This window comes from Bradyrhizobium ottawaense (assembly GCF_900099825.1).
GTDB lineage: Bacteria > Pseudomonadota > Alphaproteobacteria > Rhizobiales > Xanthobacteraceae > Bradyrhizobium > Bradyrhizobium ottawaense_A.
This window is the reverse complement of the sequence record NZ_LT629693.1, coordinates 4,217,984-4,240,078: the sequence shown is the minus strand read 5'-3', so window position 1 is coordinate 4,240,078 and position 22,095 is coordinate 4,217,984. Positions and strand designations below refer to the sequence as shown.

At 61.3% G+C, this 22,095-nt stretch carries 19 protein-coding genes and 1 pseudogene; 10 read left to right on the top strand and 10 right to left on the bottom strand.

All coding sequences use genetic code 11. From position 1 onward, the window contains the following. Positions 1–89 precede the first annotated feature (89 nt). The 4 genes from BLR13_RS19810 to BLR13_RS19795 all read right to left on the bottom strand — a co-directional run bounded on the left by BLR13_RS19810 (position 90) and on the right by BLR13_RS19795 (position 3,660). On the bottom strand, positions 90–854 hold the full coding sequence (locus tag BLR13_RS19810; protein WP_074831317.1) for a hypothetical protein: 765 nt from the start codon (positions 852–854) through the stop codon (positions 90–92). Between the two features lie 20 nt (positions 855–874). Then, a complete protein-coding gene (locus BLR13_RS19805) occupies positions 875–1,669 on the bottom strand; it encodes an enoyl-CoA hydratase (RefSeq protein ID WP_074820357.1) in 795 nt (264 codons plus the stop codon). A 152-nt stretch (positions 1,670–1,821) separates the two neighbouring features. Then, a complete protein-coding gene (locus BLR13_RS19800) occupies positions 1,822–3,027 on the bottom strand; it encodes an ABC transporter substrate-binding protein (RefSeq protein WP_074820359.1) in 1,206 nt (401 codons plus the stop codon). Between the two features lie 219 nt (positions 3,028–3,246). Continuing rightward, the gene (locus tag BLR13_RS19795; RefSeq protein WP_074820361.1) at positions 3,247–3,660 is read right to left on the bottom strand and encodes a VOC family protein; all 414 of its coding nucleotides are present in this window, start codon (positions 3,658–3,660) and stop codon (positions 3,247–3,249) included. Positions 3,661–3,741: 81 nt separating this feature from the next. On the opposite strand from BLR13_RS19795, the pseudogene BLR13_RS19790 reads away from it, so the two are divergent. Further along, positions 3,742–4,513 (top strand): annotated as a pseudogene (locus BLR13_RS19790) (thermonuclease family protein). A 21-nt stretch (positions 4,514–4,534) separates the two neighbouring features. After that, a complete protein-coding gene (locus tag BLR13_RS19785) occupies positions 4,535–6,025 on the top strand; it encodes a M48 family metalloprotease (RefSeq protein WP_079586138.1) in 1,491 nt (496 codons plus the stop codon). A gap of 324 nt (positions 6,026–6,349) precedes the next feature. On the opposite strand, the gene BLR13_RS19780 is transcribed toward BLR13_RS19785, so the two are convergent. The 5 genes from BLR13_RS19780 to BLR13_RS19760 all read right to left on the bottom strand — a co-directional run bounded on the left by BLR13_RS19780 (position 6,350) and on the right by BLR13_RS19760 (position 13,272). Further along, complete coding sequence (locus BLR13_RS19780) at positions 6,350–7,171, bottom strand: CarD family transcriptional regulator (RefSeq protein ID WP_074820363.1); 822 nt, start codon at positions 7,169–7,171, stop codon at positions 6,350–6,352. 436 nt (positions 7,172–7,607) lie between these two features. Then, positions 7,608–7,946, bottom strand: a complete 339-nt coding sequence (gene fdxA / locus BLR13_RS19775; protein ID WP_074820365.1) for a ferredoxin FdxA — start codon at positions 7,944–7,946, stop codon at positions 7,608–7,610. A gap of 132 nt (positions 7,947–8,078) precedes the next feature. After that, the gene (locus tag BLR13_RS19770) at positions 8,079–8,348 is read right to left on the bottom strand and encodes an RNA-binding S4 domain-containing protein (RefSeq protein ID WP_074820368.1); all 270 of its coding nucleotides are present in this window, start codon (positions 8,346–8,348) and stop codon (positions 8,079–8,081) included. 54 nt (positions 8,349–8,402) lie between these two features. Continuing rightward, a complete protein-coding gene (locus BLR13_RS19765) occupies positions 8,403–11,861 on the bottom strand; it encodes a helicase-related protein (protein WP_074820371.1) in 3,459 nt (1,152 codons plus the stop codon). 520 nt (positions 11,862–12,381) lie between these two features. Further along, a complete protein-coding gene (locus tag BLR13_RS19760; protein ID WP_079586139.1) occupies positions 12,382–13,272 on the bottom strand; it encodes a DUF3108 domain-containing protein in 891 nt (296 codons plus the stop codon). A 380-nt stretch (positions 13,273–13,652) separates the two neighbouring features. Here BLR13_RS19760 and rpmB point away from each other — a divergent pair, with 380 nt between their 5' ends. From rpmB to BLR13_RS19720, 8 genes are all read left to right on the top strand, one after another. Next, positions 13,653–13,982 (top strand): 50S ribosomal protein L28, encoded by a 330-nt coding sequence (rpmB, locus tag BLR13_RS19755; RefSeq protein WP_074831321.1) that lies wholly within the window; start codon positions 13,653–13,655, stop codon positions 13,980–13,982. Positions 13,983–14,254: 272 nt separating this feature from the next. Then, positions 14,255–14,890: a hypothetical protein gene (locus BLR13_RS19750; protein ID WP_074820373.1), complete on the top strand. Its 636-nt coding sequence runs from the start codon at positions 14,255–14,257 to the stop codon at positions 14,888–14,890. A gap of 180 nt (positions 14,891–15,070) precedes the next feature. Continuing rightward, complete coding sequence (locus BLR13_RS42600) at positions 15,071–15,661, top strand: 7-cyano-7-deazaguanine synthase (RefSeq protein ID WP_074831323.1); 591 nt, start codon at positions 15,071–15,073, stop codon at positions 15,659–15,661. Next, positions 15,613–16,323, top strand: a complete 711-nt coding sequence (locus BLR13_RS19740) for a hypothetical protein (protein ID WP_091976602.1) — start codon at positions 15,613–15,615, stop codon at positions 16,321–16,323. Before BLR13_RS42600 ends, BLR13_RS19740 begins: the two co-directional genes overlap by 49 nt. A 263-nt stretch (positions 16,324–16,586) precedes the next feature. Beyond that, complete coding sequence (locus BLR13_RS19735; protein WP_074820375.1) at positions 16,587–17,528, top strand: CBASS oligonucleotide cyclase; 942 nt, start codon at positions 16,587–16,589, stop codon at positions 17,526–17,528. Continuing rightward, positions 17,521–18,099 carry a hypothetical protein gene (locus BLR13_RS19730; RefSeq protein WP_074820377.1) on the top strand — a complete coding sequence of 193 codons (579 nt, stop codon included), beginning with the start codon at positions 17,521–17,523 and terminating at the stop codon, positions 18,097–18,099. Before BLR13_RS19735 ends, BLR13_RS19730 begins: the two co-directional genes overlap by 8 nt. Next, complete coding sequence (locus tag BLR13_RS19725; protein WP_143039710.1) at positions 18,096–18,743, top strand: hypothetical protein; 648 nt, start codon at positions 18,096–18,098, stop codon at positions 18,741–18,743. Before BLR13_RS19730 ends, BLR13_RS19725 begins: the two co-directional genes overlap by 4 nt. A gap of 97 nt (positions 18,744–18,840) precedes the next feature. Then, positions 18,841–20,127 (top strand): DUF2235 domain-containing protein, encoded by a 1,287-nt coding sequence (locus BLR13_RS19720; protein ID WP_074820381.1) that lies wholly within the window; start codon positions 18,841–18,843, stop codon positions 20,125–20,127. Positions 20,128–20,563: 436 nt separating this feature from the next. Here the strand turns inward: BLR13_RS19720 and BLR13_RS19715 are convergent, their stop codons facing one another. Further along, positions 20,564–21,526 carry an IS110 family transposase gene (locus BLR13_RS19715; RefSeq protein ID WP_091976312.1) on the bottom strand — a complete coding sequence of 321 codons (963 nt, stop codon included), beginning with the start codon at positions 21,524–21,526 and terminating at the stop codon, positions 20,564–20,566. Positions 21,527–22,095: the final 569 nt, after the last annotated feature.

Genomic DNA, 22,095 nt, shown 5'->3' with positions numbered 1-22,095 from the left:
ATGATCTCAGCCGCACATCATCGACAGATCACGCGGTATGGGTCCCCCGATGTGCAATTGCACATCGGCGTTCGCAGGGACGACACCCGTTACGCCGAAAGCGTAAACCTCACACCACACAGATCGAAGCCGTCGCCGGACACTTTGCAGCCCTTCGCCCTGGCCGCTTCGCGCACCTTGGCGACATCGGCGACCTTGAACGTCAGCCCGCTCATCAGGTCGCTGGCACCCTTGACGAAGCGAAAGCTGGCATTGGGCAACTTCAATTCGGGTTCGCCACCACTACCCTTGCTGACGGCGATGCCCGTGACCCTGCCCCAGTGCTCGGCCAGCCCCAGCGGATCCGGGCTCTGCATCTCGACTTCCGTCAACGCCTGCGTCACGTCCTTGGCGATCGATTTCTGCCAGTCGGGACCGGCGGGCGGATAGACGCCCAGAATATCGTCGCTGCCATCGGAGTGGTTGAACTCGATGAAGGCGGCGCGGCAATCGCGCGGGTGCAATTGCACGCCGTGATACGGCGCGTGCGTGATCACGTTCGCGGTGCGCACGCCGATGCCGTTGGCGTGCTTGCCGCGGGCATCGGGATCGTCGCAGCAGAAGATCGCCATATAGCCGCCGCGGCCGCCGGTCTTGTCGAGGAAACGGCCTGCCGCGGTGCCTTGTTGCGTCGGCGCCACCACTTCCAGCAAGATGGTATCGACCGGGAGCAGCGCATTCTCCAGGCCGTATTTGGCGACGTTGCCGTCGCGGTAGCAGACCTTGAGCCCCATGATCCCGGCTATATCCGAGATCACGGGCTCCAGATGCGGCGCCACCAGGCAGATCTGACGCAGCCTGAGGTACGAAGTCATGTCAGCGGCCTCGGCCATTTTCAATGGCCTAAGAAGGCGGGCTTGCGCTTCTCCACGAACGCTTTCGCCGCTTCCTTGTGGTCGGCGGTCTCGCCCGAGCGCGAGTGATGGATCGCCTCGCCGTCGAAACATTCCTCCAGCGACATGGTCTCGGCATTGTTGATGTTGCGCTTGATATAGCCGAGCGTCACCGACGGTCCCTGCGCCAGCGACATCGCAAGCTCATGCGCCGCCGCGCCCACTTCGGCATCCGGCACCACCTTGGTCACCATGCCGAGCGCGAGCGCCTCCTGCGCCGTCAGCACCGGCGACAACAGATAGAGCTCGCGCGCTTTGGCGCTGCCGAGCAACTGGGTGAGAAAATACGTCCCGCCGTAGTCACCGGAGAGACCGACTTTTGCGAACGCGGTGGTGATCTTGCAGGAGGCGCTGGCGACGCGCAGGTCGCAGGACAGCGCGATCGAGAGGCCGGCGCCGGCGGCAGCGCCGTCGACCTGCGCCACCACCGGCTTCTGCATCTGGTGCAGGATACGCGAGACTTCCATGCCGCGGCGCAGATTGGTCATCTTGGCTTCGAACGGCAGCGGCGCCCGCCCCTCCGCCATCGACTTGACGTCACCGCCGACGCAGAAGGTGCCGCCGGCGCCCTTGAGCAGCACCGCGCGCACCTCATGATCCTCCGCCGCCCGCCGCGCCGCCGCCACCAGCCCGAGCGTCATGTCGGGATTGAGCGCGTTGCGCCGGTCGGGACGGTTCATGGTGATGGTGAGCAGGCCGTGATCGAGATTCTGGAGAACGATTTCATTTGCGCTCATGTGTTGTTCTTTCTTGGTTGTTGTTGATTGCCTCTCCGTCATTCCGGGGCGATGCGAAAGCATCGAACCCGGAATCTCGAGATTCCGGGTCTGGTCCTGCGGACCATCCCGGAATGACGGCGTTTATATTTTGCGCTTTCGCGCCATCTCCATTATTTCTTCACCAGCGGACAACGCGACAGTTCCAGCGACTGGAACGCCTCGTTGCCGGGAATGGTCGCGAGCAGCTTGTAGTCGTCCCAACGCGCCTTGGACTCCGATGGCTTCTTGACCTCGAACAGGTACATGTCGTGCACCATGCGGCCGTCCTCGCGAATCCGGCCGTTCTTGGCGAACATGTCGTTGATCGGAGTATCCTTCATGAGCTTCATGACCGCGGCGGAATCGGTGGTGCCTGCCGCCTTCACCGCCTTGAGGTAATGCGTCACGGACGAATACACGCCGGCCTGCGCCGAGGTCGGCACGCGCTTGACGCGCTCCATGAAACGCTTTGAGAACGCGCGGGTGTCGTCGTTGAGGTCCCAGTAGAAGGCTTCCGACAGCAACAGCCCCTGCGCGGTTTCGAGACCGATGCTGTCGATATCGGTGACGAAGGCGAGCAAGGGTGCCACTTTCTGGCCGCCCTTCATCAGGCCGAACTCGGCCGCCTGCTTGATGGCGTTGACGGTATCGCCGCCGGCATTGGCAAGCCCGATCACCTTGGCCTTGGAGGCCTGCGCCTGCAGCAGGAAGGAAGAGAAGTCGGACGTATTGAGCGGGTGCCGCACGCTGCCCAGCACCTTGCCGCCGGATTTGGTCACGACGTTGGCGGTGTCCTTTTCGAGATCCTGACCGAACGCATAGTCGGCGGTCAGGAAGAACCAGCTGTCGAGGCCGTTCTTGACGGCGGCGAGACCGGTCACATTGGCCTGGCCGAACGTATCGAACACATAGTGCACGGTGTAGGGGCCGCAGGCTTCGTTGGAGAGCCGGATCGACCCGGGCCCGTTGAACATGATGATCTTGTTGCGCGCCTTCGCGATCTCGCCGGCCGCAAGCGCGGTCGCGGACGCCGCGACGTCGAAGATCATCTCGACGCCCTGGTTGTCGAGCATGTCGCGGGCGATGTTGGCGGCCAGATCCGCCTTGTTCTGGTGATCGGCCGCGATGATCTCGATCTTGCGGCCGAGCACTTCGCCGCCGAAATCCTCGGCCGCCATTTTCGCGGCCATCTCGGAACCCGGGCCGGTAATATCCGCGTAAAGGCTCGACATATCAAGGATGCCGCCGAGCTTGAGCGGCGGCTTGGCTTGCGCCAGTGCCGAGGTCGCCGACATCGCCAACGCGGCGGCGAAAATGCCTGTCACAACCCGCTTCATCGAGGCCTCCCTGTATGACTTGCTGCATTGCCTGCAGCTTTGAATTTCGGCGCGATCATGCCGCATGGCACCCACAGCGGCAAGGCGTGAAGGCGATGCGCGCGAACGGTGTTTTTCCGCTAAGCGGAATGATCCGTAGGATGGGTGGAGCGCAGCGATACCCATCGACTTCACGCGTAGCAATTGATGGGTATCGCTGCGCTCCACCCATCCTACGAACTACGTCAACAGCCCCTTCCCCGGCACATGATTGACCTCGAGCCGGATACCATCGGGATCCTCGAACAGGATCGAATAATATCCCGGTGCCCATTGATCTTCGCGCGGCGCGCGAATGATGCTGGTGCCGAGCGTCTTCAAAAAAGCATGCAGCTCGTCGATGTCGGCGCGCTCGCGGGCGCGAAAACACAGGTGGTGCAGGCCGACGCGCTGTTGCTCGAAGGCTGCGCCCGCGTACTCGGGCGACGGCGCGCTGATGCCGACCGCGGTGCGGCCGCCGACGCAGTAATATGTCGTTTCGGTATCGATCACCGGCTTGAGCCCGAGAAACGGCAGCAGCTTGCGATAGAATTCCCGCGACCGCTCGAAATTCGAGGCGGTCAGAAAAATATGCGCGACGCCGTTGATTTCCATCGTCTCCCCCTCCGCGGTTTTTTCGGATAGCAGTAACATTGACCGCAAGCATACAGGACAGGCGGGATTGCGAGGTACGTCATGACCGGGTTGGCCTTGCCGTGCCGGGCGCCTGTCGCGGCGTGTCTGGCGCTGTTCGCGCTCGGGCAGGCGCACGCCGCCGGATGCCTGTTCGCAAGCCTCGGCGAGGGCCGGGTCGCCGCCGTGATCGATGCGCGCAGCTTTCGCCTCGACGACGGCCGCGAGATCCGCCTGGCCGGGATTGAGCCGGCAGATACCGACAAGGCAAAAGGCACAGCCGCGCTGGCGGCGGTTATCGGCGGACACGACGTGACGCTGCACGGCGAGGACGACACGCCGGATCGTTACGGCCGCCAGACTGCCTTCGTGTTTTTTGGCAGAGACGCCGGTGCAGAGCGAACTGTTGCGCCGCGGCCAGGCGCTGTTTTCCGCCGATGTCGCCGACAGGGATTGCGCCGGAACCCTTGCCGCCGCCGAGGCCGATGCCATCAAGGCCAAAATAGGAATCTGGTCCGCCCCCGCGGCCATAAAAAACGCGGAAAGTCCCGGCGATATTTTGGCAGGGATTGGGCGCTTCACTGTGGTCGAGGGCAAGGTTCTGTCCGTAAGACAGGCAGGGTCTGTGACCTACCTGAATTTCGGACGGAACTGGACACAGGACTTTGCTGCGACTATTTCAAGGCGCATGATCCCGGCGTTCGAGGCGGCCGGGCTTTCGCCTAAGTCCCTCGAAAATCGACGGATTCGGGTCCGCGGCTTTGTCTCGTCGCGGGGAGGACCACGGGTCGAGGTGCTCCGGGTGGGGCAGATCGAAGTGCTCGGCGGAAAATAGAGATCACGATTGGCTGACGTGATGGCGTGTGCGGAACATCGCGAGCGAGGCATCAGGCGCCGCTTTTTTGCGGCGACTGTACTTTTGTGCGCCGCTTTCACGCTTTCAGCCTGTGGCAATATTGGCCGGTTCGAGACCGCGGCGCCGTCTTCGGCCATCTCGCCGATCAAGCCGAACCGCACCGTGGCGCAGACGCCCGCCAGCGAGCGCGAGCATGAGCGCATCCTGTCCTCCTATGGCGGTGCCTATGACGATCCGAGGCTGGAGGCGCTGATCGGCAAGACCGTCGACCGGCTGGTCGCGGCGTCCGATCGCCCGGACCAGGCCTACAAGGTGACCATCCTCAATTCCGGCGCGGTGAACGCATTCGCGCTGCCGACCGGCCAGCTCTATGTGACGCGCGGCCTGATCGCCCTTGCCAGCGACACCTCGGAACTGTCCTCGGTGCTCTCTCACGAGATGGCGCATGTACTCGCCAAGCACGCCTCGATCCGCGAGGACCAGGCGCGGCAGGCGGCGGTGGTGACGCGCGTCGTCACCGACATGAGCAACGACCCTGATTTGACCGCGCTGGCGCTGGCGAAAACAAAACTGACGATGGCGAGCTTCTCGCGCACGCAGGAGTTCGAGGCCGACGGCATCGGCGTCGGCATCTCGGCGAAGGCGCATTTCGATCCCTACGGCGCGGCGCGCTTCCTGACCTCGATGGAACGCAATGCCGCGCTGAAGGCCGGCAAGACTTCGCTCGATCCACGCGCGCAGGATTTTCTGTCCTCGCATCCGGCGACGCCGGAACGGGTGCAGAACGCGCAGGCCAGCGCCCGGCAATACACCTCGCCCGAGGGCGGCGAGCGCGACCGCGAAACCTACCTCGCCGCGATCGACAACATCGTCTATGGCGAAGACCCCAGCGAGGGTTTCGTGCGCGGCCGCCGCTTCCTGCATCCGAAACTCGGCTTCACCTTCCAGGCCCCCGACACCTTCACGCTGGATAACACCGCGCAAGCCGTGATCGGCGTGCGCGAGGGCGGCACGCAGGCGATGCGCTTCGACGTGGTGCGGGTGCCGGCGGAGCAGTCGCTCGGCGAGTATCTCAATTCCGGCTGGATGGAAGGCGTCGAGAAGTCTTCGACCGAGGACATCACCATCAACGGCTTCCCGGCGGCGGCGGCGACCGCGCATGGCGACAGCTGGCAGTTCAAGGTCTACGCGCTGCGCTTCGGCAGCGACGTCTACCGCTTCATCTTCGCCACCAAGCAGAAGTCCACCGAGAGCGAGCGCAACGCGCGCGAAACCGTCAACTCGTTCCGCCGCCTGACGCTCGAAGAGATTCAAGCGGCTCGACCGTTGCGCATAAAAGTCATCACCGTGCAGCCCGGCGACACCGTGGAATCCCTCGCCCACCGCATGGCCGGCGTCGACCGCCCCGCCGAACGGTTCCGGATTCTCAACGGGCTGGACCAGCATGCGCAGGTCAAGACGCGCGATCGCGTGAAGATCGTGGTGGATTGAGTTTTCGTAGGGTGGGCAAAGCGAAGCGTGCCCACCATCTTGCATAACATGTCGAGCAGAATGGTGGGCACGGCGCAAAAGCGCCTTTGCCCACCCTGCGAAACTACTCGTCATCCCGGACAAGCGACTTGTCCGCCGAAGCTAACGAGCGAAGGCGGAAGCGTGTCATCCTCACCGTCATTGCGAGCGTAGCGAAGCAATCCACAGCCACGAAGAAAGTATGGATTGCTTCGCTACGCTCGCAATGACGGGTGGCGAGATACGGCCCCCAAACAAAAAGCCCGGTCTTTCGACCGGGCTTTTCATTTAATCCGTGGGATTCTTTCAGGCGGCTTCGTCCGCCACCGCAGTGTCATCGCTGTCGGCTTCGACATCGGCCTCGTCGGCGTCACCGGTCGCGTCCGTCGCGTCGGTCTTGGCGCCGCGGCGCGGGCTCTTGGCGAGCTGGCTTTCGATTTCCTTGACCGCTTCGGTCTCGGTCGAATGCTGGACTACGGCGATTTCGCGCGACAGGCGATCCAGCGCGGCTTCATAGAGCTGGCGTTCGCTGTAGGACTGCTCGGGCTGCGATTCCGAACGGTAGAGATCGCGGACCACTTCGGCGATGGCGACGATGTCGCCCGAATTGATCTTGGCTTCGTATTCCTGCGCGCGGCGCGACCACATCGTGCGCTTGACGCGGGCGCGGCCCTTGAGGGTTTCGAGCGCCTTCTTGACCAGCGCCGGCTCGGACAGCTTGCGCATGCCGACATTGGCGACCTTGGCGGTCGGCACGCGGAGCGTCATCTTGTCCTTCATGAAATTGATCACGAACAGCTCAAGCCGGGCGCCTGCGATTTCCTGCTCCTCGATCGCCAGGATCTGGCCGACGCCGTGAGCGGGATAGACCACGAATTCATTGGCCTTGAAGCCCTGACGCTGGGTCACGACCTTCTTCGGCTCTTCGATCTTGGGGGCGGCAGCCACCGGCTTCACGGCAGCCTTCGGCGCGACCACGGCAGCGGCCTTGGGAGCCACAGCCTTGGGGGCCAAAGCTTTGGGGGCTACGTGCTTCGGAGCAACAGCGGCAATCTTGGGAGCGACCTTCGAAGCAGTGGCCTTCGAGCCCGTCGCTTTCGCGGCAGTTTTGGCAGTCTTATCTGGCATTGCGCTTCTTTTATTTTTCGAGGACTTTGTGGCCGCGACCTTCCTGGCGTCCTTTACAGGCGCCTTCGCACGGCCTTTGGGTGCGCTGCGGCTGGCCGCAGCGGCTTTTTTAGTGGTCTTAGAAGCACTCTTTTTACGCGTTTTCTGTGACACAGCCTGCGCGCGGAACTGCCACGCCCCTGTTCGATGTTTTTACGGGAACCCACCGACGGCCACATGGTACGCATGACCGGGTTTGGCTTGTATTGTGCCCAATATAGCACATTTTCCGCAAAAATCAATGATTTACGCCCCATTCCGGACCTTTACGGAGACCTTTCCGTCATAAGTCCGTCAACAGGGTTAAATCAGCAGGCTTTATTTGGTTCAGATCGGGGCTGGATCAGGTCCGGAGCGGACCTAACCGGCTTTTTTGGGTCGGCGTGGGACCCGCGAATCAGTCGCCGGAACCGGGTTCCTTGGAAAAATATTTCTCGAACTTGCCTTCGACGCCCTCGAATTCCTTTGCGTCCGGCGGCTGGTCCTTCTTCTGGGTGATGTTGGGCCAGCTCTTGGCGTATTCGGTGTTGACCTCGAGCCACTTCTCCAGCCCCGGCTCGGTGTCCGGCTTGATGGCGTCGGCGGGACATTCGGGTTCGCAGACGCCGCAGTCGATGCATTCGTCGGGATGGATGACCAGCATGTTCTCGCCCTCGTAGAAGCAGTCGACGGGGCAGACTTCAACGCAGTCGGTATATTTGCATTTGATGCAGGCTTCAGTGACGACGTAAGTCATCCAGGACTCCGAACAGGCTCCGAAGGGGATAGTTTTCCGGGGTTTGCGTAGCGCATGAAGTGCGCTGCCGCAAGGGAAGCAACGCGCTCAAACCGGGCGTTTTCATCCGTCCCGCCAGCCCTTTGCAGATAGTTACGGCTTGGCGTTCTGCAAATCCTCGTAGAGCACGCGCGCGGCTGCCGCATCGCCGCGCCGCTCGCTGAATCCCGCGACCTTGAGGACGCGCACGCTGTTATCGAGCGCGATGGTGAGGACGTCGCCGGGCTTCACGGCATGTCCCGGCGCTTTCTCGCGCACGCCGTTGATGCGGACGTGACCGGCCTCGACCAGCGCAGCAGCCGAGGTGCGCGCCTTCACCACCCGCGCGTGCCACAGCCATTTATCGAGACGCTGTCGCTCCAAATATGTCTCGCAGGCAAAGCGTTTTCGCGCAGAAAACGCGTCAGAAATAAAACTCTATTCTTTCCGGTTGCCGGCGAGCTGTTCCTTCAGCGCCGCCAGTTTGGCGAACGGCGAATTCGGATCGGCCGGACGGTCGCGGTCGCGAGGTGCTGCCGTGGTGGCCCACTGACGGTGCGACGGGCCGCTGTCGCGCTTGTCGCGACCGCCCTTGTCACGTCCGCCGAAATCGCGGCCCTTGTCGCGCGGAGCGCGGTCACCGCCACCCTTGTTGCGGTCGCCGCCCTTGTTGCGATCGCCGCCGCCGAATTTCCGGTCGGGACGATCAGCCCCGCTCTTGTCCCTGTCGCGGCCCTTGCCCTCGAAGCGCGGACGCTCGGTGCGCGCCTCGGGCGCAGCCGGCGCGCCTTCAGCCGGTGCGGCAGCCGCGACGGCGCCGTCTGCCGGCGCGCCTTCGCGGGGCTTTCTGAACTCGTTGTTGCGACGGCCGCGCCGGTGGCGCTGCTCGCGTGGCGCCCCCTCGGCAACGCCTTCGCCGGCGGCGGCAGCGGGCTGCGCGTCACCTTGCGGGCGGCCGTGATGGCGCTGGCGGTTGCGGTCGTGATGCGGACGGCGCTCGTCCGAACGGCCGCCGGGCCGCCAGACGTCGATCAGCACCGGTTCTGCCGGCGCATCGGGGTTTGCCTCGGCGCCAGCGGCGGCTTCGGCCGGCGCAGCGTCAGTGGCAGCAGCTTCCGGTACGGGCTCGGAGGCAGTCTCCGCAGGCGCTTCCGCGACAGCGGGTTCAACAGGCGCGGCCTCGACGGGCGCGGCCTCGACAGGCGCGAGCGTCGGCGCGACTTCCACAACAGGCTCCGGCGCAGCAGCAGGAGCTTCCTCGCTCGCGGCAGGCACGGCGTCGACCGCAGGCAGCAGCCCTGCCGACGGCGCGGGATCGCCGGACATCTGCTGATCGATAATATCCGCGATCGTGATTTCGGCCGGTCCCGCGTCCTCATCCGCGACGGGCTCTGCGGGCGCGGCTTCAGCCAGGTGTACCGGCTTCGGCGGCAGCGGCGCGCGGCGGTCCATGCGATAACCGAGCGCGCGCAGGATCGAGGCGAAATCTTCGCCCGCCGATCCCGTCAGCGAGGTCATCGCCTGCGTCACCACAAAGCTGCGGCCGTCGAACGCGCCGGCCGGCTTTTCGCCGGGCGAACTCTCGCGCCAGGCTAGCGCAGGACGGATCAGATCGGCGAGACGTTCCAGAATATCGACGCGCACCGCGCGCTCGCCGCACTGGCGATAGCCGAGCAGCCGATAGGCGTCGCGCGGCAGCGCCTTGTCGACCGGGAACGAGGTGCGGCCCGAACTCGCCAGATGCTGCGCGCCCGACAACGCCGACATGTCGACATTGTCCTGCTTCTCGGCCCACAGCAACGACGCCAGCGCGCGCGCCGCGGGCTTCAACAGCGCCGGGAAATAGATGTGATAGGCGCCGAAGCGGACGCCGTATTTGCGCAAGGTCGCGCGCGACGCCTGATCGAGATCCTTCATCTCGGCGGAGATTTTGGTGCGCTCGAGCACGCCGAGTGCTTCGACCAGCTGGAACGCGATGCCGCGGCCGATGCCGGTGATGTCTTCAGCCTTCGACAGCCCGAACAGCGGACCCAGCAGCTTTTCGATATGCGTCTTCAGCCACAGATCGAGGCGCGTCTGCACCGCCTCGCGCGGCGCGCCGTTCAGGCGATCGTCGGCAATGATGCGCACCCGCGGATGCAGCGCGTCGTCGGCGGCGACGAGTTTGGCCACCGCATCGCCGGTCCAGCGGATGGTGCCGTCGGAGGCCAGCACGAACTGATCGTCGGGGGCCGTGCTAAGTTTCTCCGCGCGCGCGTCGATCTCGCCGGCCAATACCTGTTGCGCCGCCGCCTGCAGCGCCTTGGCATCGCTGCCGGCTTCTGCTGCATCCGGCGCAAAGGTGAATCCGTCGAGGCGGCCGATCGCATGGCCTTCCACAATCACTTCGCCGGTCTTGCCAATTTCCGTATTCAAAACACTGTTCTCCCGCAGGCGGCGCATCAATACACTGGTACGGCGGTCAACGAAACGCTCCGTGAGCCGTTCATGCAGCGCATCGGACAATTTATTTTCGACCTCGCGCGTGATCCCTTGCCAGTGATCGGGGTCGGAAAGCCAGTCCGGTCGGTTGGCGACGAAGGTCCAAGTGCGGATTTGCGCGATCCGGCCCGATAGCGTGTCGATATCGCCATTGGCATTATCGGCCTGATCGACCTGGGCGGCGAACCATGCATCGGGAATCCGGCCGTTTTTCATCAGAAAACCGTACAGCGTGGTCACGAGTTCGGCATGGGCGGCCGGCGCCAGCCGGCGGTAATCCGGGATCTGGCAGGCGTCCCACAGCCGTTCCACGGCGGCCGCGCCATGGGCCATGTCCCTGACATCGCCGTCGCGGGCGGCGTGGTCGAGCACGCGCAGATCCTCGGCAATCGGCGCGCGGGTCAGAGCCTCGTGGCTGGGCGACACCGCCAGGGAGACCTGCAGCGACCCCAGGGAAGCAAAATCCAGCTTCGAATTGCGCCACTGCAGCATTTTGACGCTGTCGAAGGTGTGGTTCTGCAGCGCGTTGACCAGCTCCGGCTCGAACGGCGCGCAGCGGCCGGTGGTGCCAAAAGTACCGTTGCGGGTGGCGCGCCCGGCGCGGCCGGCGATCTGCGCGAATTCGGACGGGTTGAGGCGGCGGAACTGGTAGCCGTCGTACTTGCGGTCGGACGCAAAGGCGACGTGATCGACATCGAGGTTGAGGCCCATGCCGACGGCATCGGTCGCCACGAGATAGTCGACGTCGCCGTTCTGGAACATCGCGACCTGCGCATTCCTGGTGCGGGGCGACAGCGAGCCCAGCACCACGGCCGCACCGCCGTGCTGCCGCCGTATCAGTTCCGCAATCGCATAGACCTCGTCGGCCGAGAACGCGACAATGGCAGTTCGTCGCGGCTGGCGCGTGATCTTGCGGTCGCCGGCGAATTCAAGCTGCGACAGCCGCGGCCTTGTGACGATGGAAGCGCCCGGCAGCAGCCGCTCGATGATGGGGCGCATCGTCGCAGCCCCCAGCAGCAGCGTCTCGTCGCGGCCGCGGCGGTGCAGGATGCGATCGGTGAAGACGTGACCGCGCTCCAGATCCGCCGCGATCTGGATTTCGTCGACGGCCAAAAAAGATACGTCGATATCGCGTGGCATCGCCTCGACGGTCGAGACCCAGTAGCGCGGATTTTTCGGCTTGATCTTCTCTTCGCCGGTTATCAGCGCGACGCTCTCGGCGCCGGCGCGATCGACGATCTTGTTATAGACCTCGCGCGCCAAGAGCCGCAGCGGCAGGCCGATCACGCCGGAGGAATGCGCCAGCATCCGCTCGATCGCCAGATGCGTCTTGCCGGTGTTGGTCGGCCCGAGCACGGCGGTGACGCCTGCGCCGGGTGCGCGTTCGTGGCCGAACGGGGAATGAGAGAAAGCCATATTTTACGGGTGTTTCTTGCTGTCTGCGGCGTCATTGCGAGGAGCGAAGCGACGAAGCAATCCATTCTTTCTTTGGATTGCTTCGCTTCGCTCGCAATGACGGAAAACCTTTGTGCCTCGGCATGGTTTTCGCCGATTCTGTTTCATTCTGCGACGGCGATGCGGTCGCGCTTAAGTTCTGGAACGAGTCTGGAACGAATCGCGTCCGAATCGCTGACTCCACCCCAAACCGGGTTCGTTCTCCGCAACATCTCGCGTGGCTGCGATCGAGACGACACTAGATCAAGTTTGAGAGGCCTCCACAAGAACAGGTTTTTCGGCGGAAACGTTAAGAACGGCGCAGGCGCGGAGTCGAATCAGAAGCGATGAAGAGTCAAGATGGATTCAGGTCCAATCTCGTCATGCCCGGGCTTGACCCGGGCATCCATCCTCTTCGCAAAAGCTTCTTTCGAAGGCGATGGATTGCCGGGTCAAGCCCGGCAATGACAGCTGAGGAGGTCGGCTCCTTTACCGTGTAAAATCACTGCGTCTTCGCGACCCTTGGCGGCGCCGCTGAGGTCACGAACGACGTCGCTTCCAGCATCGCGGGGCCCAGCGGCGTCGGGATGATCATGCGGAACGGCACCAGGATGCGGGTGCCGGCGACGGGAACGAAGGCGACTTCCATGTTGCGCTGGTTGGCGAGCCATTTGATCACCGGGCGATCGGGAATGTAGCCCGCCACCGGCGTGAAATAGATCGCGCAGACCACCGCGGGGCCGTGATAGCCGTGCTCGGCCTTGACGGTTTCCATGCGCTTGTAATCGAGCTTGAGGTCGTAGCGCAGGCGGCCGTCGAACACGCCGGTGCCGGTGCGGCAGGCATCGGGCGTCAGCAGCTCGCCGGTGCCGGGCACGCGGATCATCGAGCCGGTCATGGGATCGAGCACGTTCTTGCGCTGCGCCTCGGTGACGGCGATGCGGTCGGCATCAACAGGCGGCACCGGATCGATCGAAAAATCCTTCACCCCGCCATTGGCGAGGTTCAGCCGGATGGTCTCGGATTTCTTTTGGGTCGTGGTGGTGGCGACATAGGAAGTGGAGACCAGCGCGCCGTTGACGACCCGGCCCTGGCTGGCGCCGGAGCCCGAGCCGCCGGAAAACGCCTTCAACAGCCCGGCGCTGCCGCCCTGGGCGGAGGCCGAAAACACGTCGTCGCCGATTTCGATGGTCCAGGTCCCCTTGCCCACGGGAATGCCGGACAAGGAGGCCTCATAATGGGCATCCACCCGCCCCTGCGCGAAGGCCGCCTGCGGCGCGGCCGCGAGCCAGACCCCGGCGCAAAGGCCGAAAAACAGCCCCAGACGGGGCGAGATGGCGGTGGGATTGGTCACGAACGGCGAAATCCAGAGCTGGCGCGGGTCAGGGATCATCTAAGCAGAAATATCCGGCAGACAACGCGCATTTCGCGAAAAGCAGGCCTCAAAACCCGCGGCGGGCGATCCAGCCCCCGGCAGGCGATCGGGGAATGCGGCCATCATGATGCGGCGGGGAATGTGCCGTTTATATGGTCTGTTAACACAGCGTTTTCGGGCCGCCGGGCCTTGCCGGCCGCACCCGCAACAGGCCTGAAAAACCGCCGCCGGAACCGCCGATAAACTGCCGTATTCGGCGCATTTCCTTGGCCCTCAAACCTTGACGGTTCGGGCGTCTCCCCCTATACGTCCGCGGTTCCTGCAAATGGACGCGATTTTGGACCCCCGCGCGGCGCATGATGCGCTGCCCGAAGGCGGGGATGGAAGAGGATTTTGCGATGTCCCGTAAGTGCGAATTGACCGCCAAGGGCCCCCAGGTGGGCCACAAGGTGAGCCACTCGAACATCAAGACCAAGCGCCGGTTCCTGCCGAACCTGGTCAACGTCACCTTCATCTCGGATGCGCTCGGCCGCAACGTGCGCCTGCGCGTTTCGACCAACGCGCTGAAGAGCGTCGACCACAATGGCGGCCTCGATGCCTTCCTGCAGAAGGCCCGCGCCGCCAACCTCTCGCCCCGTGCGCTCGACCTGAAGCGCGCGATCGAGAAGAAGGTCGGCAAGCCGGTGTTCGTGAAGAAAGAAATCAAGGACGTTAAGAAGGCGAGCTAAGGCGCAAGCCTCACCGCACTGCAACTAGCGGATTAGAGTTTGGAAGCGGCTGGGTCGAAAGACCCGGCCGTTTTTTGTATTTGGCCATACGACTTAAGGCTCGTGCATCCATCCTTGCTCACCTCCTGCGGTTGCGCTTGTATGCCCGTGGGTCTGGGGAGGCTCCTAACATGCGTAATCTTGGAATCGTGGTGCTTTGCGCCGCGTTGGGCGGCTGCGTCTCGACCAACGAAACCATTTCATTTCGAACGACTAATCCACAGCAACAAGCGATGATGCGCGACGGGCAACCTGCGCTCGTCTCACGCCAGAAAAATTCGCTGGTGCTGGTCCGCCCGGCTTCACGCCAATTGCAGGCGAACGGACGACCCGTGTTTGTCGTCGGCATCAACAACATCGGAAGACAGCCGACGGACTTTGTGGTCTCGCAGGTGGAAGCCACCCAACATGTCGGAGCTTCCGACTACGGAATGCAGGTCGTCACCTTTGAAATGCTGCAACAGGAAGAAAAGAACCGGCAGATCGCGCGCGCCGTGCTGGCAGGCGTTTCTGTCGCCGCGAACTCCTACAGCGCTTCACGCGCCGGCTACGGCAGTTACACCACGCCGAGTGGCCGTAGCGGCACTTTCTACAGCCCGACCGCTGCAGCGATCGCGCAGAACAACGCGGCGTACCAAAACGAGGCCGTGATCGCGTCGACCGTCGAAACCGGGCAACGCAACATGGCGATGCTCGAACAGTCCGTCATCAAGGACAACACGCTGATGCCCGGCGAATGGTACGGCGGGCAATTGCACATTGCACCGCCGACCGAGCAGGACGGCGCGAAGAAGAGCTACACGATCATTATTACGGTTGGGCAGGATCGCCATGTGGTGGATATCGCGCAGGGACCGGCTGGGACTTAGAAAGAAGGTCCGCGCCACCAACCACCGCACTGTACTACCAGATTGAAGTTTTGAAGCGGCCGGTCAGAAGACCCGACCGGCCTTGTTTTGGGGAATCTCGGCCGATATCTTGATATCATTCACAGATAGGTTGACGAATTTTCTACACCCTCTGCTAGATTCGACGGTAAACTGATTCTCATGAAACGAGCTACCGTTCTTCTTAGTGGCGGCATTGATTCTGCGGCGACAGCCTTGTTTTTGAAATCAAGCGGGTTCGCCGTCCGGGGACTGTTTGTTGATTACGGGCAAGCATCACTAGTCTTAGAGCAAAAGGCGGTCGACCGCCTCAGACATTTAATCGGGATCACGGTCGACGAGATTTGCGCTAGCTCCCTCTCTTCCCAAGGAGTCGGCGAACTGACGGGAAGAAATGCGTTTCTCGTATTCAGTGCAGCACTGCTCGGAAATTGCAGATCAGGCGCGATCGCTATCGGCATACATAGTGGCACGCCTTACTACGACTGCTCTCCAGACTTTCTGGAGAAGGTCGATGCCTTAGTTCAAGAATGTTCAGCAGGAAAGTTGTTCGTCCTCGCGCCATTTGTCCGTTGGAGCAAAGATGATGTTTACAGTTACTTTTTATCGCAAAGCATACCTCTCGACGAGACTTATAGCTGCGAAGCTGGAACCGCACCTTCCTGTGGACAGTGTGCTTCGTGCCTCGACCGAAAGAGGTTGGAATGCTCGCTAAGAGGCGCACCGTCCGACTCGGAAACGCCACAGAACTGAGAACGCCGCTTCTGCTCCCTTCGTTCTCAAGCAAGGGTTTCCCGAAGGTTCAGAAGATCATCAAAGCCTGCGAGGAGTATATTTCTGATGAAATCCTCGTAAGCGCATACGACGTATCATACGGAACGCTGTCGCCAGAATTTGATTTCGCATCCGCTATATTTCTGGATAGCGGCGGATATGAAGCGTCCAGAGACGCGGATCTGTCTGAGATCTATGAGGGCGATCACGTTGGAAAAGAATGGTCTCCCGAAAGGTATGCTGAAATAGTACGAAACTGGCGCTGCTCTTCGCCGACGGTGTTTGTTAGCTTCGATCATCCGAAGTACAGGACCGACACAAAGGAGCAGATCGACCGAGCGAGACGTCTTGTACTTCCGGCCGGCGAGCACGCTCGATCGTTCTTACTGAAGCCAGAAAGTGAGGATTCAATTCGGCTGCGCTTAGATCGAATAACTCCGCATCTCGCTAGGCTCAAAGACTTCGCTATCATTGGCGTGACCGAAAAAGAAATCGGCAATTCCATTCTAAGCCGGATGATGAACGTTGCTCGGCTAAGAAAGGCGCTGGACCGACACTACCCTGACATGCCTATCCACGTTTTGGTAGCCTCGACACCATCTCGACTTACCTATTCTTTCTGGCAGGTGCCGATATTTTGATGGCCTAACCTGGCTCCGATATGCCTTTTCTGACGGCGATACAATATATCGCCATTCGTATGGAGCTTTAAGGCTGCCCATAAGCACCAATTCAGATGTTGTGGAAGGGCGCTGCTGGTCAAATAACTATCAGTACATGCGACAAATGCAGCTCAACATGGCGAAGCACCTAAACGACGAAAATTTCGAGCACTTCGGAAAGCACCACAAACTCATCAAGAGCGCTTATCAAGAAATGTGCGCCGAATTGTCAGGAGATTGAGATGGGCGGAGGCGGCGGAGGCGGACCCTTTGTGAACAGGTCCCCAGAGCAACTCGCAAAACAAGTCCGGCAAGCCGAAGACGATACTGCTGTCAAGGTTTTTGAGACGGAGTTGAACTCACTGCTTAGCGAACTACTTTCAGCCGCAAATAGTCGAGACATCAGCCTTGTTCAAGAGCGCTTAGACGACATCAAAGGAGAAATTAACGATTCTCTCGAGACCTCAACAGATTTGCTTTTTGGTGGATCGGTGGCGAAGCACACTTACGTCGATGGTCTTAGCGACATCGATTCGCTTTTGATCTTGAACGATTCGGACCTTGCGGCAGAGAAGCCGTCAACTGCTCTCGCCAAGGTCGCAGACATCGTACGTGCCGCTGCTCCGACCTCAGCTTCCGTTGGAGCAGGCCGACTTGCTGTTACCGTGCAGTACAGTGATGGAATGCAAATCCAGTTACTGCCGGCATTTCGATCCAAGGATGGACTGAAAGTGCCCTCGTTCCTGCGAGACGGCTGGTCGCATATATCTCCGAGTGCATTCCAGAAAGCCCTCTCCGCTCGCAATGAAGAATGTAATGGCAAGTTGATTCCGACGATTAAGCTCGCGAAGGCCATCATTGGTACCTTGCCAGAAAAGCAGAGACTTTCTGGCTATCATGTCGAGAGTTTAGCTATCGCTGCCTTCAAAGATTACTCTGGGCCAAAAGTGACGACAGGAATGTTGCCCGTTTTCTTTGAAAAGTCTCGCGATCTTGTTTTGCGACCGATCCGAGATAGTTCGGGACAATCGGTGCACGTCGATGCCTACCTTGGTGATGCGGACAGTGCTCAAAGAGCCGCGGCGAGTCACGTTCTTGGGCGAATTGCGAAGCGGATGAGGAATGCTAGTGCCCACATGTCTGGCGATCAATGGAAAGCTATCTTCGGGCTGACCGATGACTGAAACGGAAAACGCGCGGAGCAGCGAGATAGAGCGCATTCGGCGCGTTGCTGACCAACTTTGCACGGCCCATGCGGCTTTGCGTGATCGCTTCGCTTCTCGGCAGTCTGCGATTGATATTGTGGTGCTTCTACTCTCGGCATGGACGGCATCGATGGGCTTTGTTGATCCGCGACTGACTCCATGGCTCACGCCGCCACACTTGGACGCCCAGCTTTGGATAGGGATACTCGGAAGCATTACGTTCGGACTAGCGCTTATCCAATTCAAAGCTGACTGGCGCGGCCGAAGCGAGGCTCACAAGCGAAGTTTCACGATGTACTCGGAAGTTAAGCGTGAAGCCGGCTATCTGCTCGCTAACTTGGGGAAAGTTTCGGATCGTGACTTCCAACGTCTCGCAGATCGGTACGATATGGCGAGCGATGTGGGCGCTGGCGTCCCCGAGAAGGACTTTTTGAAGCTCAAGCGGCGCCACAAACTTAAGGTAGCAATTAGCAGAATATTAGACGAAAAGCCCGGATCAAGCTTATGGTTAATAAAGCTTAAACTTCTTCTACGCGATAACTACAAATGATGTCAGCTCCCCAAATCAGCTCAGGCCTACTTGAATTTTATCAATCCGCGAAATCGTGGGTCGAGCGATCGATGTTCGCGGAGGAACTCCGCTGGCAAGCCAACCTACGTCAACCAAATTTTTCAGAGTCTGACATCCTTCGCGAACACGCGTGGGTCGTATTGAACTCTGGATTTCGAGAAGCGGTAGTTAGAAAACACTTCGATTTTATATCCCTCTGCTATTGCGACTGGCAGTCCGCGCAAGAGATTCATGAACTCGCTGACGTTTGTATTAGCGCGGCTTCGTCCGCCTTCGGTAACAAACGAAAATTGCGGGCAATTTCAGATATGGCAGGAATTGTCCATCGCGTAGGGTTTGAACAACTAAAGCGTAGCCTAATCGAAGATTTCTTTGGGGTTGCCGTTACATTGCCATTTATTGGCTCGATCACCGCCCGCCATCTCGCAAAGAACTTGGGCATTGACGCTGCAAAGCCTGATCGACACTTGGTACGACTAGCCGGGCAATTCGGTTACTACAGCGTAGACGAAATGTGCACGGCTATATCGAAAGTTACTGGCGACAGTATGAGCGTTGCGGACATAGTTTTGTGGCGCTTCCAGGAGCGAACAAGTGCAAACCAAATAACGCATGTCGGTTAGAACACCACTTTAGCGATAACCACTTCCAACCTCGCAAGGTTTCTGATCTGTGTTATACTCGCCAAGGTAGCATCACCCTGCCCTACGCGAGGCCGCCATGAAAAACATCATCATCCTCTGCGACGGCACCGGCAACGAGATCTCTGAGAACATTTCCAACGTCCTCAAGTTCTATCGCTGCCTGCGCAAGACCGACAGAACCAGTCCGCGGCAGATGGTGTTTTACGATCCCGGCGTCGGCACGCTGGCGCGGCCGAATCCGTGGCGCAAGCTGGCGCAGGATTTCACCGCCATCCTTGGCCTCGCCACCGGCTATGGCCTCGATGACAAGGTGCTGCAGGCCTACCTGTTCCTGGTCCGGCATTACGAGCCCGGCGACCAGATCTACCTGTTCGGCTTTTCGCGCGGCGCCTACACCGTGCGGGTGCTGGCGGGGCTGATCCACAAGGTCGGGCTGATCGCGCCGGAGCAGGCCAATCTCGCAGGCAGCGGCCTCACCGCCTACAAGCAGTTTTCCTCGGACGGCCAGCACGGGCTCGGCTTCGAGCTGAAGCAGCTCACCGATGCCGGCGACGCCGACGGGCCGCTGGCGGCCTCGAAGGACGACCAGGCCGCGCAGTTCGCGCGCATCACCTCGACGTCATGGCCGCTGATCCGTTTCGTCGGCGTCTGGGACACGGTCGCGAGCGTGATCGTGCCGCGGCCCGACCGGCTGTACTGGCCGAGCCTGGAAGAGCTCGCCTACACCTTGCAGAATCCGAGCGTGCAGACGTTCCGGCAGGCGATCTCGATCGACGAGCGGCGCTGCATGTTCCGCCTGAAGAAATGGGACGACCCGCAGGTCTACAGGCACAACCGGTTCAACGACGTCCATTCCGAGCCGCAGGATATCCGGCAGGTGTGGTTCGCCGGCGTGCATTCCGATATCGGCGGCGGCTATCCGGAAACCGAATCGGGGCTGTCGAAATATCCGCTGCTGTGGATGATCGACGAAGCGGTCGCGGCCGGGCTCAAGGTCAACACCTCGACCGTCAACCAGCTCGCCTGGGGCATTCAGCGCAAGGGCAGCCCGTTCTCCTATGTCGCACCGAACCCGGAGGCGATGCTGCACCAGTCGCTGCACGGCGCGTGGTGGCTGTTGGAATTTCTGCCGAAGAGCGCAAGCTACAAGGAATGGCCTGATCGACACGCCCATTTCGGCTTCTACATCCCCGACGCCGAACCGCGCCCGATTCCGGAAGGCGCGCTGGTGCACGAATCCGTGGTGATCCGGCGCGACGATCCCAACATGAACTATCGCCCGATCAATCTTCCGGCGAAGTTCGAGACCGTGAAAATGCCGGTGCGGCCGGCGGCGGCGGAAGGTGTGGACGAAGAAGCGTGACTCTCTCGTCTCCCTCGCCCCGCCTGCGGGGTCGAGACGAGCGAAGCTCGCTCTTGGAGGGTTGGGGTAAGGGGCTGTCTCCACGGGTGGGACTCGCGGTGAGTCCCCCTCACCCGGCGCTACGCGCCGACCTCTCCCCGCAAGCGGGGCGAGGTACTGCGACAAATTGGCACGACGGGCAAATCACCAAAAGTCTGTCCAGCCCTTCGCGCAGAAATATTTCCGTTGCAGCTTCGGGCAAATCAGAAGTTTAACTCCCGCCATCCTGTCCCACCAGAGCAACTGTGCTGAAGTAGACCGGTGATCGGCTGGCCTCAAGGCTGGCGCGAGGCGCGCCCCCGCCTTCGGCGGCTTACGGCCTTGACGCCGTCCGCTCCCCGGTCTGTTGGCTAGGCATGCGCTCGGTCGAGGACCGAGCGCGGTGAAGTGCGCTCGCTCAATTCAGTGCGTAACGGCTGGGATCCCATTTCTGCCGGCGTGCGATCATTGTGTTGAGGATGATGATCAGCTTTCGCATGCAGGCGACGAGCGCAACCTTCGGCTCCTTCCCCTTGGCAAGTAGCCGTTGATAGTAGGCCTTGAAGACAGGATTGTTCTGTGTGGCCGCGCCGAGGCACGGCATGTAGAGGGCGTTTCGGACCCAACGGCGGCCGCCCTTGATGTGGCGTTCGCCGCGGCGCTTTCCGCTATCATCGTCATAAGGGGCAACGCCTAACAACGCCGCGGCGATCTCGTCGCTCACTTGGCCAAGCTCCGGCATTCCAGCAATGAGGTTCGCTGAGCTCGTTTCGGCAAAGCCTGGCACGCTCTCGACGATCTCGGCGCGTTCGGCAAGATGAGGTGTGGCCCTGACCTGGGCCGAGATCGCGACTTCGAGCTTGGCAATTTCCTCGAGCAAGCTCTTCAAGATACGGGTCCGCGCTTTCCGAGCCTGTCCTGGTGCAGCATGCTCGTTTTGAGCTTCCAGTCGTATCTTGAGATCGACCAGATTGAGACGAGCTTTCACCAGCGCCTGCAGCTCTTCGCGCGCGGCATCGTGCACTTGGCCCGGCGCCTCGCTGAACGTCTCTGCGAACCAAGCGATCATCTCTGCATCAATCGTATCGTTCTTGGCCAGGCGTCCGGCCGACTGCGCAAAGCTGCGGACTCGCTTGGGGTCGACGATCCGTACGGCGATGCCGGCCAGACGGAGCACCTTCCCCCAATCGCGCTCATAGCCGCCGCTGGCCTCCATCACCGCCCTGTTCACCTTGTGCTTGCGAAGCCAGGCAACCAGCTTGCGATGACCCTGGGCAGTGCTCGGATACGTCTGCCGCAGCGCCAACTCGCGAATGCACGCATCGACCTTGTCCTTTGCTACATCGATGCCGACGACAACGAGACCATTTTGTGCCATCATCCACTCCCTTCCTTGCTCGGTACGGGCTCAACGGCCCTTGCAACTGTTCGGGTTGAGGAAGACACCGGAGCTGTCCCTCGCTCTCATACAGGCTCTGCCGCTTTGGGGCGTTACGGGCTCAGTTCCAGCAACGGGCGGTTCTGCTTCAACCGCCCGTTCGCACATTCTGCCAGTTTTTGCCGACACAAGGGGCGTTGGCCATCGTCGCAAACGAGGGGCAGGGAGCGGTGGACGCGGCAGCACGCGAGACGAACGAGCTGTAGCGTACGGCGAAATCGTTTGGGTCCGACGCCCCGGTGCTGGCGTCAAGTTGGCGGAAGCGAAAGCCCAGCTGACGATGGTGGCAAGAGAGCCGGTCACCAGGACGAACTCGTATAAGCCGTAAAGCGATTGCGCAGGGAAGGCCGGAGGCTCTCCGCTGAACCTGTATGCTCGTGTGCGTGTTCTTGTTGCAACTATTGCACGCGAGACCGCGGGTGCAGCGCGCATCCGGTCTTCCCTGCGCCCTCTGATTTCGAGGGCAAGGTTTCCAGCAAAACTTCGGGCAGGTCATGCCGCGAGATCGAGAA